The organism is Caldibacillus sp. 210928-DFI.2.18 (assembly GCF_020554505.1).
In the GTDB taxonomy this organism is placed as follows: domain Bacteria; phylum Bacillota; class Bacilli; order Bacillales; family Caldibacillaceae; genus Caldifermentibacillus; species Caldifermentibacillus hisashii.
The window spans coordinates 1-15,814 of record NZ_JAJCHL010000072.1 but is presented as its reverse complement, the minus strand read 5'-3'; the positions used below and the strand labels follow the sequence as shown (position 1 = coordinate 15,814).

Genomic DNA, 15,814 nt, shown 5'->3' with positions numbered 1-15,814 from the left:
CAACGGTTGATTTCTCAAATGACTTTCTGCATGTGATTCGTTCAGCAGCCCCTATTTAATGAGGAAAATATACAAATAGGGATACTCAACCCCACCATTATAATACCAGTTGGAAATTTTAAAAAATAATGGAGTAATAGTGCGATTCCAACAATTCCACCGTCTATTAAATGATGAGGAACTAGGAACCCATTCACACCAACTCCTAATAACAGACTTCCAATAAGAGTAGCAATTAATTTCTGAAAAATAACAATCACCTTGTCTCATCTCATTTTAATCTAATAATATGTCGGGAATTTAAGGTTAAGAACACGAATGATAAGAACCTTTCCAATTGGGTCTATCGAAGTGTGCCCAGTCAAGGTCCAACGATTGTCCTGTTTCTGAATATACTCTGAACAGAGCGAATGGACTAAAAGCATTCTTGAAGGATGGCCGTATCGAAATTGATAATAATCCAGCCGAAAATGCCATTCGTCCAAATGTGATGGGTCGAAAAAACTGGCTCTTTTCCGTCAGTGAAGCTGGTGCAAAAGCCAACGCCATCTGTTTAAGTATCGCAGAAACGGCAAAAGCAAACGGAGTGGATTTCTATCGTTATCTCTTGAAGTTACTGACGGATTTTCCGAATCTTGATATCTATCCACATTCGGAAATTTTAAATCAATATATGCCTTGGTCAAAAATGATCCAAGCAGAATGTGGCAGATAAAATGAAATCACCGTATATCTGATTAAAAAAATCATGATATACGGTGATTTATGATGCGTACGGTTAAGGTATGCTTATTTTTTATAGTTCTGGCTTACAAAAGAAAAGCATTACCTCAAATGCTGGTAGGAATTTTTAATATTATTTGTCAGCTCATTTAAAATAATTTTTTTCTTTGCCTGAGGTAAATGGCAGCTTAAAATTAGCAAATCAACTAGGTCAGGTTGTTCCTCAGCAATTTCCTGCAAGTAATCCCTGCCAAACTCTTTCATAACAGGTAGCAAACTGCTCATTTTTAATGGAAATCCACATCAATTCTCTTTTTATTTGTTTGAGTTTGTTTAGGCATGATAACTTCTAGTACACCATTCTTATAAGAAGCCTTTATACCTTCCTCAGAAACAGGAGTTGGTAGTGTAATAGCTCTGTGAAAGCTACCTGTGTATCTTTCTCTCCTATGCATATTCTCTTCTTTAATCTCATTAGTTCTGTTAATTGAGCCACTAATTCTCAATACATTATTTTCAATATCAATGTTTACATCTTCTTTACTCTGTAAGCCTGGAATGTCACAAGTTGCTACTACCTCTTTATCTGTTTCATGAACATCCACTCTTATATTCCCCAAATGATTCATATCATTGTCTAAATGAAAAGGGAAATCATTGAATAATCTGTCAAAATCTCTCCTAATGTTAGTTAATTGTCTAAATGGATCATAAGGTATTAATGCCATTTGTATCATCTCCTTAGTTATTTTTAACAAATATATTTTTTACATTTACTATGTAATTATTCATTTAAGGGATAAGCTGAGTCAGTTTTAGAAAAGCATCCTATTACAGAAAAAGGAGAGCCTAGCTACAGGAGATTTATTTTAGTAATATTTTGGCTTAATTTTAAAACGAAAGGAATCTCAATAATTGTCTATCCAAAGGAATAATTGCTATTTAGAATTGAGGATAAAACAATTTATTCGAGGCATTCTATCTTTTGTACTAAACCACAAACAGGAGGAAGTAGCATGGCTAATCAAATTGATACTAATAAATTAAAACAAGCAGAGGCAGCCTCTTCTATTGTAAAAGATATGATAACTTCAGCGATTGAACAATCTGCTGCTAATACTACTCTTGCTTCAGAAGCATTAAAACAAGCATCAAATGAGGTTGCACAAATACAAACATTAATTAGTCAAGTACAATCTCAGTTACAAGCCCAAGCATCTGCATCGGAAGAATAAAACTATTATAATCTTTTAGCTAAGATGGATAGATGGGATTTGCAATATACGTAAATCCCTTTTTTATTTTTAATCATACGGTGTAACAGCGCACTCCATATTAACATGAACCGTCACTATAGGCGTTTTCTATATTTATTGTGTTTAATTAAGTTCAGTAAAGGGAACGGTGGAAAAAATTTGAGATGAGACATATTACCCAAAAAGATTATACATCGCAATCCTATAATCGTCGCCAAATAGAAGAATTGATGGGGATTTGGAAACGAGGTTACTACAGAAAAAATGGTGCTATTCACCAAAAGTAATTTTATAACTATATTTCCAAAAAATTCACCACATAAGAAAATTCTGATTCAGGTAATCTAAAAAGGTCAAAAAAAATTCAAGGAGGATTCATCATGACAGTAATAAATGATGTTAAGACAGCTCTAGCAGGCTTAAAAAGTGCACAAGCAAGTTTCGAAACATTTGCTCTTGGTACAGATAATCAACAGGCAAAGCAACTTTACCAAGATGCTGCTAAACAAACCCAATCTGTTATTAACAGCATTGAACCACGCGTTCAACAAATTGAACAAGAAGAACCTCAATACAAACAACAATAATGAGTAAGATAAAAAAGGTTGGTTGGGAGGCCAACCTTTTTTAATTCCTTTAAATAATGGGAAAAACGGAGATGGTTTCATGAAAGACAAAATAACCAAAATAAAAATTTTTCTTTCCATTTTAGCCGTGATCGGGTTTGGAACAGGATGTAACGATAACCAAAATCAGTTAGATGAGGATAACAATCAGGTTGTCACGGTCAGCAACGGAATAGTTGCAATCTCAGCCAGTTTCCACCAGCCCCCGATATTAATTCAAATATTTTTAACACCGTTTACTCACAAGAGATAATTACTTACCCTTGTCATCCATAAACTTTTCAATATACAAAAAATTGAATCTACACATCAAAATAGTCTTCTCTATCAGGAGACTCATTGGTGAAGAAGATAACTGTTTCTGGCAATTAACTGATGTATGTTTTGGCAGTATGTTTATTAAACTTTATGAATCATTATTTAAGGTTAAACCTGTATACACATTTATTTTTATTCATATTTGTAAAGCAATGCTTACTGTACTAAAGGGAGGTTAGTTCAATAAGGATTTGGGAAAAGGGAGTACAAACACCTTAAATGGGAAATTTAATTAAGTAAACATCATAAGGAGGTTTTTCCATGCAAACAAAAGCTACTGTTACCTTTGGAAGTGGTGAACCATTTGAAATTAAAGACATAACGATAGACGAACCACAAACGAATGAAGTGTTGATTCGTCTTGTAGGGACCGGAATTTGCCACACCGATATTCTTGCTCAAACACAAGCTTAACCGGTTCCACTTCCTGCAGTACTAGGTCATGAAGGGGCAGGGATTGTTGAAAAAGTCGGCAACGGTATTTCTCATATTCAACCCGGTGACCATGTTGTTCTTTCTTATAGTTCTTGCGGTTCATGCGACAATTGTTTGACCGGCAAAGCATATGCCTGTGAGCGGTTTTATGAATTGAATTTTGAAGGAAGAATGGCAGATAGATCTACTCGCTTACACGTAGAGGGGCAAGATGCTTCTAACTTTTTCGGACAATCTAGTTTTGCATATTACGCGGTAGCCAATGCAAGAAACGTCATAAAGGTCCCAAAAGATGTTCCACTTGAAATGCTCGGACCGCTAGGTTGTGGGGTACAGACTGGAAGTGGAGCGGTATTAAATAAATTAAAACCGGAACCCGGCACAAGCATTGTTGTCTTTGGTGCTGGTACAGTAGGATTAAGTGCAATTATGGCGGCTAATGTATGTCATTGCGGCATTATTATTGCCGTTGATGTTCAAGAAAACCGATTAGAGTTAGCAAAGGAATTAGGAGCCACACATACCATTAACGCAAGAGAAGGAAATGTTTTAGAAGCAATCATGAAGATTGCTGAAAAGGGTGTAAACTACGCTATTGAGTCCAGCGGTCGCCCTGAAAATTCGAGAAATGCGGTGGATTCACTTACTGTAACAGGAAGAGCGGTACAAGTGGCGGGTGGTCCTATTGGTTCGGAAGTAACGTTGGATATCAATACGATTCTTTTTGAAAGAAACTATGAAGGATTTTTGATGGGTGAAGGTGTTCCTCAAATATATATCCCTAGATTAATCGAACTATATAAGCAGGGGAAATTCCCGTTTGATAAATTGATTACGTATTACTCTTTTGAAGACATCAATAAAGCAGTAGAAGACGCTCATAAGGGTACAACCATTAAACCACTCCTAAAATTTTCATAAATATTAGACCAAATAGACTTTCGACTTGTAGAAGAGAACATATAAAATAAAATGTTTGTGAAATTAAGCTAACGAGTGCTTTAACACAATAAGAAATAAAATTAAAGAGCCTAAAATATGCAAGTTTTTATGCACTACTTGCGTACTTTGGCTCTTTTTTCATTTCAAAAGCCTTTCAGTCTTTATTGTATTCAGTCAATTTGTCTGTTACACTGTATGTATATTTTTATCTAAAAGCTACACGTTGTGTAGAAGCCTTCATACCTTCCTTTATTTTTATTGGAGTGGAGAGTTGGCATAAAGTTTTTGTTCCTTCGTATTCTCCTGTTTAGGGGAAATGGCAGGTGGACATTTTGTCCGAAAAGTGCAATTTGCAAAAGATAATAGGTTTAATATTTCCACGATCTTAGTCGTGAAATATATAAAAAGTCGATTGTTCTTTGGAATGATCGGCTTTTTTCTGTTTAGAAAAATAGTTGAGAAAGCGAGGTTGGACAAAGAAGCGAAAGTTTCAATGAAAACAAGTTTTGTTTTCACGGTGGACTATACACAAAGAGAAGGGAGGAAGCCCTCTGTGTGCTTTATACAGAAGGGTTCTCCCTTTCTGTATAGGCATCGCAGGGTAAAAAGTCATGATTAGCATAGAAACATTGGTATGCAAAGACGAAGAAGAATGTCAGAGGAAACGGGAACGGTGGGAACATCTGCAAAACCGTTTCTGTGCAATTGGCCAAAGAGAATTGGATATGTTCCGTGCCAGAATGGGTGACGGGAAACACAAAATCCTTTGCGATAAGCACTTCTACAAAAGAAGTTTTGAACGGTCAATTTCAGAAGCTGATTTCAAAGAAGTTCTAAAATGCGGATGGGTCGTTGAGCGGAACAAAACCGCAAAAGCGACTTCGATTATGCTGCTTGGATATGTCGGTATGAATTATCGACCATTGCATATTGTCATTGACATGGTGAGTGAAAATTTATGGGTAGCTGTAACGGCCTATAACCCGCAAAGCCACGCATGGAAATGGAATGAAGGATTTGATAATCGGGTCTGTTTTTGTAACCCGGACGATTAAAAATGCCAAAGGAGAGGATTTTCAATGGAATACTTGGTAGCAACGAAGAGTGATCGGCAAAAGACTATCGCAAAACTGAAAGGAAGTCTGTATTCGCTTTCGCTTGATGAATTGGTCATCCGTTCGATTGACGAAGCCGAATTTGACGTTTCTGACATGAACTGCCTGTATTGCGATAAACAGAAAACCGTCATCCGGAACAAATTGAAAACATACAAGGAAATGGTCAACGGAAAAGAAGTGTCGATTGACGTGACACGCTATCCGATGAATGTATGCCCTTCCTGTAATGCAGAGTTTGACAACATGGATGTGTCACTCTATCTTCAACAGCTGATCCGGTACGAAATTCTGAAAGCCTTGCGTTCAAGGAAGCCGATACCTGAAAAATTCCGGTTCAATGAAATCGTAAAAATGTGAAAGAGTTCTGTTTAAAACGTATTTACACGGGTTTCTCCGGACCGTAGATGCGTTTTTTTATTTTAAAAAACCAATATATGAGGGAGATGGATTGAGATGACAATTGATCTTAACAATGTCACAGCGGTTGAAAATGTAAAAGGGGATGAACCGATTCTCGGGCATCTAATGTGGTTCAGCGTCGGCAAGCAACTTGTCAAAGCGGATGATTTGCAGGCAGCCCTAACAGCAGCCGGAATTGACCAGGCTTTCATGCCGAACCCGATCCGTTCGTCGGATGCGTTTCGCCGAGCAACAAAGGAGATTGAAGTAAAAAAAGGCACTGCCCAAACGAACGTCTTTAAAAATTATCTGATCCGTGAAGTCTTTGCTGACAAGGATATGATTCAACGAAACATTGTCGTGGAGACAGTGGATCAATCCGGGAAACGGCTCGATTACGAAAGCAATGCGGGAATCATCACGCTTGATAAAAAGAACAATTCCCTTACATTTGTTACGTCAGATCCGATAACGGAGGACTTATGCAAAATGGCAGAGGAAAAGTTCAATATTTACAAAGAATATTATTCGGCTCAACAAGTCCGGGTAATGGTATCGAAAATCCTGAACAGCCTTGCACCGACGCCGGTTCGTCCAAATGGCGGCGTTTATTTTGTGCCGAATGCGTACACCGAGGGGCTGACGAAATTGGTGAATTTTACGTCATCGCTTGAAAATAGCGAATGCTTTAAAGTACCGATCGTCAACACCTATGACAATGTGCAGATGGTATCGCAAAAGCTGTCCGATCATTTTGACACCCTGCTTGCTGAATGCAAGGGAAGCGGAAATCTCCGGAAATCGCAAGTTAAGGATTTGATTAACCATGCGAACGGAATCATCAAAGACTATAAGGACTATCGCAGTATTGTACAGAGCGAAGCGTCCTTCTTTGAGGAAAAAATTCTGCATTTAAAAAGGGAAGTCGCCCGATTGGTCGACAACATGGAAGATTGACTGTTTAAAAGAACATCGAAAGGAGTTTATAAAATGAAATCTGATGTACAGATTTTTTATGTGAAAAACACGCCGCAAGTCCGAAAAGTGCGTGAGTATTTTGCTAAAAATGGCGTCCGTTATTCGGAAAAATGCCTTGAAAGGGAAGCCCTGACCTACGAGCAGCTAATTGAAATTCTACAAAATAGCTTTCGTGGAGTAGAGGAAATCCTTTCAGGACGTTCCGCCAAAGTTAAAAAGCTGATAAAGGAAGGAATCTTCATTGAACGGTTGTCCATCAAACAATTGCACTGGTTAATCCAACGGCATCCGGATTTGTTGGTCAATCTGATTATCGTTGGCAGAGGAAGGACGCTTATCGGCTATCAGGAAGAAGAAATGGCCGGTTTCTTACCGAGGGAACAGAAACGTCAAATTTTCCTTGAATCCTTGAAACGGGCGAAGATTCTTGAAGCGGACAAGCAGATTGTATAAATCGCCGATAGATGAAAGGGGGTTTTGAACGATGAATAATTACGAGTATCTTTTACGTGATATTTCATTGGAACTAAAAAAAGCGAATGAGTTGAAAGAAAAGGAATTGGAACTTCGGGAGCAGGAACTGAAAATGAGGGCCACAGAAATCACTTCGTTAGCCCATATCATGTATGCTGTCGAGGAAATGGCCAAACACGCCAGAAGTCATTCAGCAAGCAATGAACGGCTTGAACGATTGACTGCCCAATTCAAGGAAGTAAAAGGATTGTAACGACCAGTGACATATCTGTTCACGGCTGTCGTCTTTTTAAAAATACTATGTGTGAAAGAGGATGAATAAAAATGACAAACCTACAAAAATTGGCTGAAATTAAAAACGCATTGAACGCGAAGTATTTCGAACGTGAAAAGGAAGTCGAAGCAATCCTGATCGCATTGATCTCCCGTCAACATATGCTGATGATCGGACCTCCCGGAACAGGGAAGTCCGCATTGGCGGCGGATATTGCAAAGATTGTAACCGGGATGAATCATTTCCAATGGCTCCTGACACGATTCAGTACGCCGGAGGAACTATTTGGTCCTCTTTCCTTGAAAGACTTGGAGCAGGGGGTATATAAGCGGAATACGGCAAATAAATTGCCGGAAGCCCATATCACCTTCCTTGATGAAATCTTCAAGGCCAACAGTGCAATCTTAAACAGCTTATTGACACTGATTAACGAACGGAAATTTTATAATAACGGCCATCCGGTTCAAGTACCATTAATGTCCGTGATTGGTTCCTCGAACGAATACCCGGAAGAAGGCGAAGGATTAGAAGCCTTGTTTGACAGTTTCCTTCTGCGTTTTGAAGTCGATTATGTGGCCGATGATAACAATTTCATCGCTATGCTACAAGACAGCGGGAATCAACCGTTACCGAGTATGGATATACAGGAACTTATGAATCTGCAATTCTTTTCGGAAATGGTATCCATTCCGCCGGAAGTCTATCAGAAGTTGGCTGAAATCCGCATGGAGTTACGAAACGAAGGCATTTTCCCTTCCGATCGTCGGTTTAAGCAATCCTTATCCGTCCTAAAGGCAAAAGCACTTGTCGAACAGCGGCAGCACGTTCTCGTAAACGACATTGTGTTCCTTGAAAATGCTCTTTGGGAAACGCCGGATCAAAAGGACCTGACAGTGAAAATCGTCCGATCGCTTGCACAAGACACTGTTCTACGTTCAATCGACCAGGCACGTCAAGAAACGAAAGAGATTCAAGCAATGCTCAAACAGAATCCTTCTACGGAAGGCAGTCTTGAAGCAACGAAGAAATTGAAAATCATTGTAAATGAACTGAATGCCTTGAAAACGAAGAATCCGGGCCGTGAACAGCAGATTGACGAAGCCATCAAAGAAGTGACGGCTATTCAAAATGAAATCGTCGGAAGCATTCTGGACCCGATTGTGTAAGAAACATTTTCTAAAATAGAAAGAGGGGAATTACCCCTCTTTTCTTGTTTTTCGATTAAAACAAAGGAGTGTTTCAGATGAAAAAGAAATCTAAGTTCAGCAAATACGAAGATCAGTCTACCATCAACATGGACAGTTTCGATAAACGGCGTTTCCATTCGATTTATGATAACTCGAAAGGGATGCAGGAACTTGCAAAATCCTATCCCGGGTTCGATCATCTGCTTGGAGATATGTGGGGAAGTCTTTACAAGATGAAACCTATTTTGAAGGAAGAAGTACCGGATCATCTTCAACAGAACCATGCGATCGTGGAACGGATGATGTCTGACGAGGACTTTGAACAGCACCGAATCCATACAAAACTGGATGAACTCACTTCCGCGATCGGCACGATGAAATTCGGGGAGGAAACGAAAAAGTGGATTGAACAACAGGAGCAAGAAAATGAACGAATGAAGGAACTCATGCAGCAGCTGCAAGACTTGAAAAATAATAATCCGGATGGGAGACAAGACCAACAGATTCAAGAAACATCGGCAGCCCTTAATCAGGAATTGAAGGATGCCCTTAATCAACCGGGGAACGGGTTCCAACAAGCCATGCAGCGGGCGATGAATGATACAAATGATTTGAAGGACAAAGTGAAATCCATGATCGGCGGCGGTTCCGGGAATGAAGAAGCGGAACTCAAAAAAGTACCGTTACGGGAACAGCTTGCATTGGCCGAAGCCTTGTCCAAAAACGATAAGCTAAAAATCGTGGCTGAATGGGCCGGACGGATGAAAGCTATTGCCCGGAAGAAGCAAAAGTCGAAGCATAGCGATTCCATCGATCGAAGCGGTGTTACCATTGGAAATGAGATTGAACGCCTGTTACCGTCAGAATTGGCACAATATGCGAATCCAATTACGAAATTGGACTTTGCACGCCGCCTGACGGAAGCTGAAACACTTGTCTATGACCAAAAAGGCAAGGAGACGCTTGGAAAAGGCCCTATTGTCCTTTGTTTGGATCAATCAGGCAGTATGAAAAACCTTGATTCACAAGCGAAAGGATTTGCCCTCGCACTCATGTGGATTGCTAAACGGCAGAAACGAGATTTTTGCTATATTCCATTTTCCAGTAGTTCCGAACAGCATATCTTTGAGAAGGGGAAAATCTCCATTCGGGATATGACGCGTTTTGCAACCAACTTTCTTGGTGGTGGAACTAATTTCCAAAATCCGTTGAATAGAGCTTTAGGTGTAATTAACCAAAGTCGTTTTGAAAAAGCGGACGTCATCTTTATTACGGATGGCGATGACCATGTAGGAGAAGAATTTATCGAAACCTTCAATGAGAAGATGGCTGATTTAGGCAGCCCCGAAAAAAGAGTTTTAGGACGGTGTGTATACCGATTAAATAATAAGGAAAATCCTGCTGAAACATATGCAGGCTATGTCACCTTTGACCCTTATAAATAAGTTCGTAAACGCGTCACTCATATGGGTCGCGTGTTTTTGTTTTTTCGGAACTTATCAAACCTTTATTCGTCATGTGTAATTAAGATAGACAATTACCCTTTTTGTGTATAAAAATAAAAAGAAAGGAATGTTATGAAATGAATGTAATTCATCCTAAAAAAGTCATGGCTGTATTCACGCCCCTATATCAAAAATTAGTAAAAAACAAGTCATCCGAGATCCATCAGAAAATCGAGGTGAAAGATACAGACTGTACCTTAGTAATGTCCATTTATGAAAATCAACGGCCTTCACATGAGGTATTGGACAATCTTTTTCTTTGGGCGATCACTCATAACAAAGTAGACTTGATAGAAAAAATTATCGAATTTGCAATGCCTCATGAAAAGGTAAGGGGGGCTGACAATGGATGGTGCAATAGTGACAGTGTTCTGCCTCCGATGTAAGAGGAGTATTATATGAACGAGTAAGATTTCCCTTTTAGTACGCGGTTCGGCCTTAACTTTCACCAATCAAAATGAGGAATTTAAACTGCTTTGAAACATCTTTCAAATGCCTTATAATAAAATGTAATTTATAGAACAGTTTTTGGAGTTGGAAGAAGGTGTTTCAAGTGGGAAAGGTTGTTCCATTCCGGACAAGGGAAGAATGGGAAATCGAAAAGCAAGAAAAAATGAAAGCAGAATGGGAAGCCTATTTGGAATGGGAGGAAGAAACATTAAGAAAAACCCGTGAAGAAAGAGAAATGGCTAAATCAAAGCTGCTAAATGAATTATTGGATGATGAGGACTAAAAAGAACATCCCCCTGAAACAAAGGATGTTCTTTTGCTTTACATATAATCTTTTGTGACTGGAATCGAGGGTCCGTGACTGGACAGTGACTGGAAAAAGCATATAATTTTATAGGAAATCATCGAAATGCCTTTTCGTAAACGATCAGATTCCTTTGCTATGACGGCAATCCATCGAAGCTGATATAAAAATATCTCTAAGTAGCACAAAAGAACGTAAAAAATACGGTCTTAAAGGCGCTCGTCGTGCACCTCAGTTCTCAAAACGTTAATCTTGCGTTTCAAGGCTCTTTTCACTATGGTGGAAAGGGTCTTTTTTATGCCTAAAAAGAGCCTGTGACCACATTTTGACCACGAGAATTTTTCTGACCACTTCTGATCACGGTTTAACTAAATTCAATCCTTATTATACATGTCGTACAAGGAAAATTGAATCGAATTGCTACACTGCAAAATTACTTAGAGCCTGCACCAGTTATAATTAAAGCGAAATAGATGTTAAATGGGAAGTAATGCTATAATGAATCAAAGGCAACCTTTCTTTTAGGCGGGATAAAAACTGCACCTCTTGTTAATGAAAAGGACAATGAAGGTGCAGTTTTAGCATTTTACCCTAAATCATGTCCCGTTACAAAAATATACCCAACTAGGAAAACATTTAACACAATAATAATCACTGTTACAATCCATGCTAGTATGGTGACCCATTTACTGTTTACAAATTCGCCCATTTTTTCTTTATTACTTGTAAATAGCACTAATGGAACAATGGCAAATGGAAGTTGTAAGCTTAAAATAACTTGACTCCAAAGTAGTAAGTCTCCGGTTCCTTTCTCTCCCGCAACCCACGTAACGATAAAAGCAGGAATGACTGCAATTAACCGAGTAATTAATCTTCTTAACCAAGGGGAAATTCGTAAATGGATGAATCCTTCCATTACAATTTGGCCAGTTAATGTTCCGGTAATTGTCGAGTTTTGACCGGATGCTAATAGTGCTACAGCAAATAATGTGCTCGCAATACCGATACCTAATGTAGGGCTAAGCAATTCATATGCGGCTTCGATTTCAGAAACATTTAGTCCTGTACCATAAAATGCAGCTGTACCAAGAATTAAAATTGCCGAGTTAATAAAAAATGCAATTGTAAGCGAAAAGGTTGAGTCTAAGACGGAAAATTTAAGTGCTTCCCTTTTACCTTCTGTTGTACGTTTATATTGCCTTGTTTGTACAATAGATGAATGTAAATATAAGTTATGGGGCATTACGGTAGCACCGAGAATTCCGAGTGAAATAAACAACATATCAGGATTCCTAACAATTTCTGCTTTTGGTAAATAACCGCCAAAAAGTGCAGAAACATTTGGATGAGAAACGACCACCTCAAAAGCAAAGACGCCTAAAATCATAATCATTAGTACGATGACAATGGACTCGATTATTCGAAATCCTTTTTTCTGTAGTAATAATAACAAAATAACATCAAGCGTCGTAATCACAATCCCGATTAATAAAGGAATTTTAAACAATAAATTAAGAGCGATTGCGGAACCAATAACTTCTGCCAAGTCTGTTGCAATAATGGCAAGTTCAGTTAATAACCAAAGAATAATTGCCGTTTTTGCACTGGTAGCTTCCCGTGTAGCTTGTGCTAAATCTCTTCCGGTTACAATTCCGAGTTTAGCTGCAAGAGACTGTAGTAACATTGCTGCTAAGTTAGCAATTAAAATAACGAATAATAATGTATAGCCAAATCGAGCACCACCTGCAATCGACGTTGCCCAGTTACCTGGATCAACATACCCAACAGCAACGAGTGACCCTGGTCCGGCAAATGCAAAAAATTTCTTCCAAAACCCTGCATGTTCTGGAACACGTACAGAATTATTTACTTCCTCTAAACTAATATGTGAACTTTTTTGAATCCATGGTTGTTGCTTTTTTTGTTGTGCATGTACACTCATTTTTCCCACCTCTCAATAGTATGATTTAATCAAATTAATTTGTGTTAGGGCAACATTGAAGTAAAAAATAAAAGTTGCAATTCAATGTGCAACAGGAATAACAAGTTTACTCTAATAAAGTTATTAATATTATCTACTTGATTATAATAAATCTAATCTGCATTTTTTACAAGTTTTTTATTTTAGTCTTTTTTATAAAAAAATACCAACTTTAACTAGATCACACCCAAAAATCTAGTCTAAACGGGGGCCTTTGGAGTGGAGGACAAAAGAATTATCTAGGCAGGAGAAAATACGGTAGAAAGACTATAAAGGCTGCCTTAAAAATTTACTAAGGCGTTCCCTTTTGAATCACAAAAATTGAAATCGCAATAAAAATAAGGTACGATATTGCAACGATTTCCGCACCTTATTTTTTGTTGATTTATCAATGTTTTTGACATGAGGGATTTAATTTATATGAAATAAAGGAACATTCTAAAGAAAAGGCTCTGTTAAAGTTAGCTGTTGATATAACCTAAAAATAAGGGGTTGTGCAGAAAATGAAAATCCGTAAAAAATGTGATGATTAAGAATGTTGATATACCAAGGTTTTGAAACATGAAAAGTGGGATCCAGAAGTCAAAAATATGCCTTTCTGGACAGCTACTTATTTTCTATTGGTTAAAAAACTCACTTACTGTTTTCTCAGACTTTAGGTGTTCCTGTATCAGTTTCTTTAAGTCTTGTTCATTTTCAAATCCATCCAACTTATTGTTGTACCATTCTTGTATTTTCTCCCTTGTTACGGAGAATTCTTTGTCTGGAAATTTGAAAGTAATCCAATCTACATTTTTGATTAAAGCAAAAAGAAATGTAGAGTTAGTTATAACAGTTTCCTTCATTTCTTTATCTATACTGTTCGTATCAATATCTTTGTACTCCAAAATAATTCCATATGGTTCTTTCTTGGTTTCAAGTGAAATTTGATTTAACTCATTGTTGTATGTCAATTCATTTACAATATTTCCAACTGCACTGTTGTCACCCACATACGAATTCTTATATTGAAACAAATCTGTTTTCGATTCAGCACTTTGACTACAACTAGTCAATAACATCATTAGCGATAACAATGAAATAATACGAATGGTAATTCGCTTCACTATTACACCTCCTTTCATCTAATAATTTCCATCTAATTTTATCATATTCAACAAAACCGCTCCTAATAATTACTTATTTTAATTTGTTCGGTTTAGAGATACAAAAGGTTGGTTATCAAGGTCAAGTTTTACCGGTCCTTGTCGCTTCATGGGTGTTGGCGAAACTTGAACTTTCATTAAAAAAACGGATACCGGATGCCTTTCAGCTGTTATTAGTTGCTCCCATTGCGCTTTTAGTCACCGGATTCATTTCCTTTATCGTCATTGGCCCGGTTACATTTGCCATTGCAAAAGGAATTACATCAGCTGTTGTAGCAATCTTTAAAGCCGCACCGATTTTGGGCGGATTAATATACGGTGGTCTTTATGCACCCCTTGTCATTACAGGGATGCACCATACGTTCTTTCTTAGCAGTGGATTTACAACTAATTGGGAGTACCGGAACGACTTTCTTATGGCCGATGGTGGCATTGTCAAATATTGCCCAAGGTTCAGCAGCTCTTGCCATGTTCTTTGTTTTAAAAGAAGGAAAACTAAAAAGCTTATCGGCAACAACTGCTGTATCTGCTTACTTAGGTATCACTGAACCGGCTATGTTTGGTGTAAACTTACGCTATCGTTTTGCATTTATCTCCGCAATTATTGGTTCAGCTCTGGCCGGTGCATTTATTACATTACAGGATGTCCAAGCTCCATCGGTAGGTGTCGGAGGATTACCGGCATTCTTATCAATTTTACCGGGAAGTTGGGGTTCATTCTTTATCGGCATGGCGATTGTCATTATCGTACCTTTAGCCCTAACCTTGTTTTTTGGTAAAGTTCGCAAAGCTCAATGATGAAATAATCAATAGAAGTTTCGATTTGCCGAAATCAGTAAAGTACATTGCGGGTTAATTGGAAATTTATGGAATCATAACCATAGACACACGAGTTTATTTATCCAAGAATAACAAATTACCTGCATGTACGAGTTTGTTTTGACGATTCTATTCAGCTTTCGGTAAAATAAATATAAGTAATGAGCTAACGTTCATAGTGCGTTAGCTTTTTTTATACGTTAAGAATGTATAAATTTCCAGCAAAGAAGTGAATTCGACGTAGTGGGAAATTTTACGAATTAAGTATAAGCGCAACTACAGCTCTGCCGTCGCCTGAAGGCTCGGCAGTAGCTGAGTTTTCTTTACAAGAATAGCGGTGATAAACATGTATGAAAACAAATATTTATCGATATATGAAGAGTTAGTTGAAAAAATTCAAAGCGGACAGCTAAAGCCGAGTACAAAGTTACCGTCTGAAAATGAACTCGTAAAAGAATATGCGACTTCCCGGGAAACGGTTCGCAAAGCCTTAACAATGCTTTCCCAAAACGGCTACATTCAAAAAATTAGGGGAAAAGGGTCGTATGTACTGGATGTCAGTAAGTATGACTTCCGATTTCCGGGCTGGTCAGTTTTAAAGAATTGGCGCAAAAAATGGGTAAACCTTGGGGTACAATCGTAAATGAATTTGCGCTCATTTCACCGGATAGTCAATTGCAAAAACAGCTCAATGTAACGGAAAAAGACCCGGTATGGAAGGTCATTCGTACGCGTGTCATGGATGGTGAAAAGATTATATTGGATAAAGATTTTTTTAACAAAAAATATGTTCCTATTTTAACAAAGGAAATTTGCGAAGGGTCGATTTATAAGGATGGGCGTAAAACCCCTACGCCTTTAGGCTAGGGGATGTAAGCCC

General features: G+C 38.1%; 20 protein-coding genes and 5 pseudogenes. 20 read left to right on the top strand and 5 right to left on the bottom strand.

Annotated elements, in window-relative coordinates:
• Positions 1-41 precede the first annotated feature (41 nt).
• Positions 42-260 (bottom strand): YitT family protein, encoded by a 219-nt coding sequence (locus tag LIZ98_RS13385; RefSeq protein ID WP_227139942.1) that lies wholly within the window; start codon positions 258-260, stop codon positions 42-44.
• Between the two features lie 125 nt (positions 261-385).
• Here LIZ98_RS13385 and LIZ98_RS13380 point away from each other — a divergent pair.
• Positions 386-715: pseudogene (locus LIZ98_RS13380) on the top strand (IS66 family transposase); the annotation flags it as partial.
• A 110-nt stretch (positions 716-825) separates the two neighbouring features.
• On the opposite strand, the gene LIZ98_RS13375 reads toward LIZ98_RS13380, so the two are convergent.
• Positions 826-1,008 carry a hypothetical protein gene (locus LIZ98_RS13375; RefSeq protein ID WP_041844988.1) on the bottom strand — a complete coding sequence of 61 codons (183 nt, stop codon included), beginning with the start codon at positions 1,006-1,008 and terminating at the stop codon, positions 826-828.
• 2 nt (positions 1,009-1,010) lie between these two features.
• Entirely contained in the window at positions 1,011-1,451 is a 441-nt protein-coding gene (locus LIZ98_RS13370; RefSeq protein WP_041902116.1) for an Hsp20/alpha crystallin family protein, read from the bottom strand.
• 288 nt (positions 1,452-1,739) lie between these two features.
• On the opposite strand from LIZ98_RS13370, the gene LIZ98_RS13365 reads away from it, so the two are divergent.
• From LIZ98_RS13365 to rpsI, 17 genes and pseudogenes are all read left to right on the top strand, one after another.
• Positions 1,740-1,958, top strand: a complete 219-nt coding sequence (locus LIZ98_RS13365; protein ID WP_041844990.1) for a hypothetical protein — start codon at positions 1,740-1,742, stop codon at positions 1,956-1,958.
• Positions 1,959-2,143: 185 nt separating this feature from the next.
• The gene (locus tag LIZ98_RS18005) at positions 2,144-2,266 is read left to right on the top strand and encodes a hypothetical protein (RefSeq protein WP_255602217.1); all 123 of its coding nucleotides are present in this window, start codon (positions 2,144-2,146) and stop codon (positions 2,264-2,266) included.
• A 93-nt stretch (positions 2,267-2,359) separates the two neighbouring features.
• Entirely contained in the window at positions 2,360-2,566 is a 207-nt protein-coding gene (locus LIZ98_RS13360; RefSeq protein ID WP_041844991.1) for a DUF1657 domain-containing protein, read from the top strand.
• Positions 2,567-2,645: 79 nt separating this feature from the next.
• Positions 2,646-2,858, top strand: coding sequence for a hypothetical protein (locus LIZ98_RS13355; protein ID WP_108897234.1), 213 nt, complete (start codon positions 2,646-2,648; stop codon positions 2,856-2,858).
• A 326-nt stretch (positions 2,859-3,184) separates the two neighbouring features.
• Positions 3,185-3,337: a hypothetical protein gene (locus LIZ98_RS18130; RefSeq protein ID WP_309240459.1), complete on the top strand. Its 153-nt coding sequence runs from the start codon at positions 3,185-3,187 to the stop codon at positions 3,335-3,337.
• A 15-nt stretch (positions 3,338-3,352) separates the two neighbouring features.
• Positions 3,353-3,637 (top strand): annotated as a pseudogene (locus tag LIZ98_RS18125) (alcohol dehydrogenase catalytic domain-containing protein); the annotation flags it as partial.
• A 27-nt stretch (positions 3,638-3,664) separates the two neighbouring features.
• Positions 3,665-4,279 carry a zinc-binding dehydrogenase gene (locus LIZ98_RS18120; protein ID WP_306421345.1) on the top strand — a complete coding sequence of 205 codons (615 nt, stop codon included), beginning with the start codon at positions 3,665-3,667 and terminating at the stop codon, positions 4,277-4,279.
• 632 nt (positions 4,280-4,911) lie between these two features.
• Positions 4,912-5,355 carry a DUF4258 domain-containing protein gene (locus LIZ98_RS13345; RefSeq protein ID WP_041844939.1) on the top strand — a complete coding sequence of 148 codons (444 nt, stop codon included), beginning with the start codon at positions 4,912-4,914 and terminating at the stop codon, positions 5,353-5,355.
• Positions 5,356-5,379: 24 nt separating this feature from the next.
• Complete coding sequence (locus LIZ98_RS13340; protein ID WP_041844940.1) at positions 5,380-5,775, top strand: hypothetical protein; 396 nt, start codon at positions 5,380-5,382, stop codon at positions 5,773-5,775.
• A 96-nt stretch (positions 5,776-5,871) separates the two neighbouring features.
• Positions 5,872-6,774: a DUF6744 family protein gene (locus LIZ98_RS13335; RefSeq protein WP_095142507.1), complete on the top strand. Its 903-nt coding sequence runs from the start codon at positions 5,872-5,874 to the stop codon at positions 6,772-6,774.
• 33 nt (positions 6,775-6,807) lie between these two features.
• Complete coding sequence (locus LIZ98_RS13330; protein WP_041844942.1) at positions 6,808-7,248, top strand: ArsC/Spx/MgsR family protein; 441 nt, start codon at positions 6,808-6,810, stop codon at positions 7,246-7,248.
• A 31-nt stretch (positions 7,249-7,279) separates the two neighbouring features.
• Positions 7,280-7,522 (top strand): hypothetical protein, encoded by a 243-nt coding sequence (locus tag LIZ98_RS13325; RefSeq protein WP_041844943.1) that lies wholly within the window; start codon positions 7,280-7,282, stop codon positions 7,520-7,522.
• 71 nt (positions 7,523-7,593) lie between these two features.
• Positions 7,594-8,709 (top strand): AAA family ATPase, encoded by a 1,116-nt coding sequence (locus tag LIZ98_RS13320; protein ID WP_227139944.1) that lies wholly within the window; start codon positions 7,594-7,596, stop codon positions 8,707-8,709.
• Positions 8,710-8,786: 77 nt separating this feature from the next.
• Positions 8,787-10,175, top strand: a complete 1,389-nt coding sequence (locus tag LIZ98_RS13315; RefSeq protein ID WP_052480304.1) for a VWA domain-containing protein — start codon at positions 8,787-8,789, stop codon at positions 10,173-10,175.
• A 137-nt stretch (positions 10,176-10,312) separates the two neighbouring features.
• Positions 10,313-10,621, top strand: a complete 309-nt coding sequence (locus tag LIZ98_RS13310) for a hypothetical protein (protein ID WP_108897248.1) — start codon at positions 10,313-10,315, stop codon at positions 10,619-10,621.
• Positions 10,622-10,788: 167 nt separating this feature from the next.
• The gene (locus LIZ98_RS13305) at positions 10,789-10,968 is read left to right on the top strand and encodes a hypothetical protein (protein WP_041847455.1); all 180 of its coding nucleotides are present in this window, start codon (positions 10,789-10,791) and stop codon (positions 10,966-10,968) included.
• 208 nt (positions 10,969-11,176) lie between these two features.
• Positions 11,177-11,239, top strand: a pseudogene (rpsI, locus tag LIZ98_RS13300) (30S ribosomal protein S9); the annotation flags it as partial.
• A gap of 336 nt (positions 11,240-11,575) precedes the next feature.
• On the opposite strand, the gene LIZ98_RS13295 reads toward rpsI, so the two are convergent.
• Together LIZ98_RS13295 and LIZ98_RS13290 are read right to left on the bottom strand one after the other, a co-directional pair.
• On the bottom strand, positions 11,576-12,931 hold the full coding sequence (locus tag LIZ98_RS13295; RefSeq protein ID WP_227139946.1) for an Nramp family divalent metal transporter: 1,356 nt from the start codon (positions 12,929-12,931) through the stop codon (positions 11,576-11,578).
• Positions 12,932-13,587: 656 nt separating this feature from the next.
• Complete coding sequence (locus tag LIZ98_RS13290; protein ID WP_108897250.1) at positions 13,588-14,076, bottom strand: DUF4825 domain-containing protein; 489 nt, start codon at positions 14,074-14,076, stop codon at positions 13,588-13,590.
• 68 nt (positions 14,077-14,144) lie between these two features.
• Here LIZ98_RS13290 and LIZ98_RS13285 point away from each other — a divergent pair.
• Both LIZ98_RS13285 and LIZ98_RS13280 read left to right on the top strand, forming a co-directional pair.
• A pseudogene (locus tag LIZ98_RS13285) lies at positions 14,145-14,913 on the top strand (PTS transporter subunit EIIC); the annotation flags it as partial.
• A 367-nt stretch (positions 14,914-15,280) separates the two neighbouring features.
• Positions 15,281-15,768 (top strand): annotated as a pseudogene (locus tag LIZ98_RS13280) (GntR family transcriptional regulator); the annotation flags it as partial.
• Positions 15,769-15,814 lie beyond the last annotated feature (46 nt).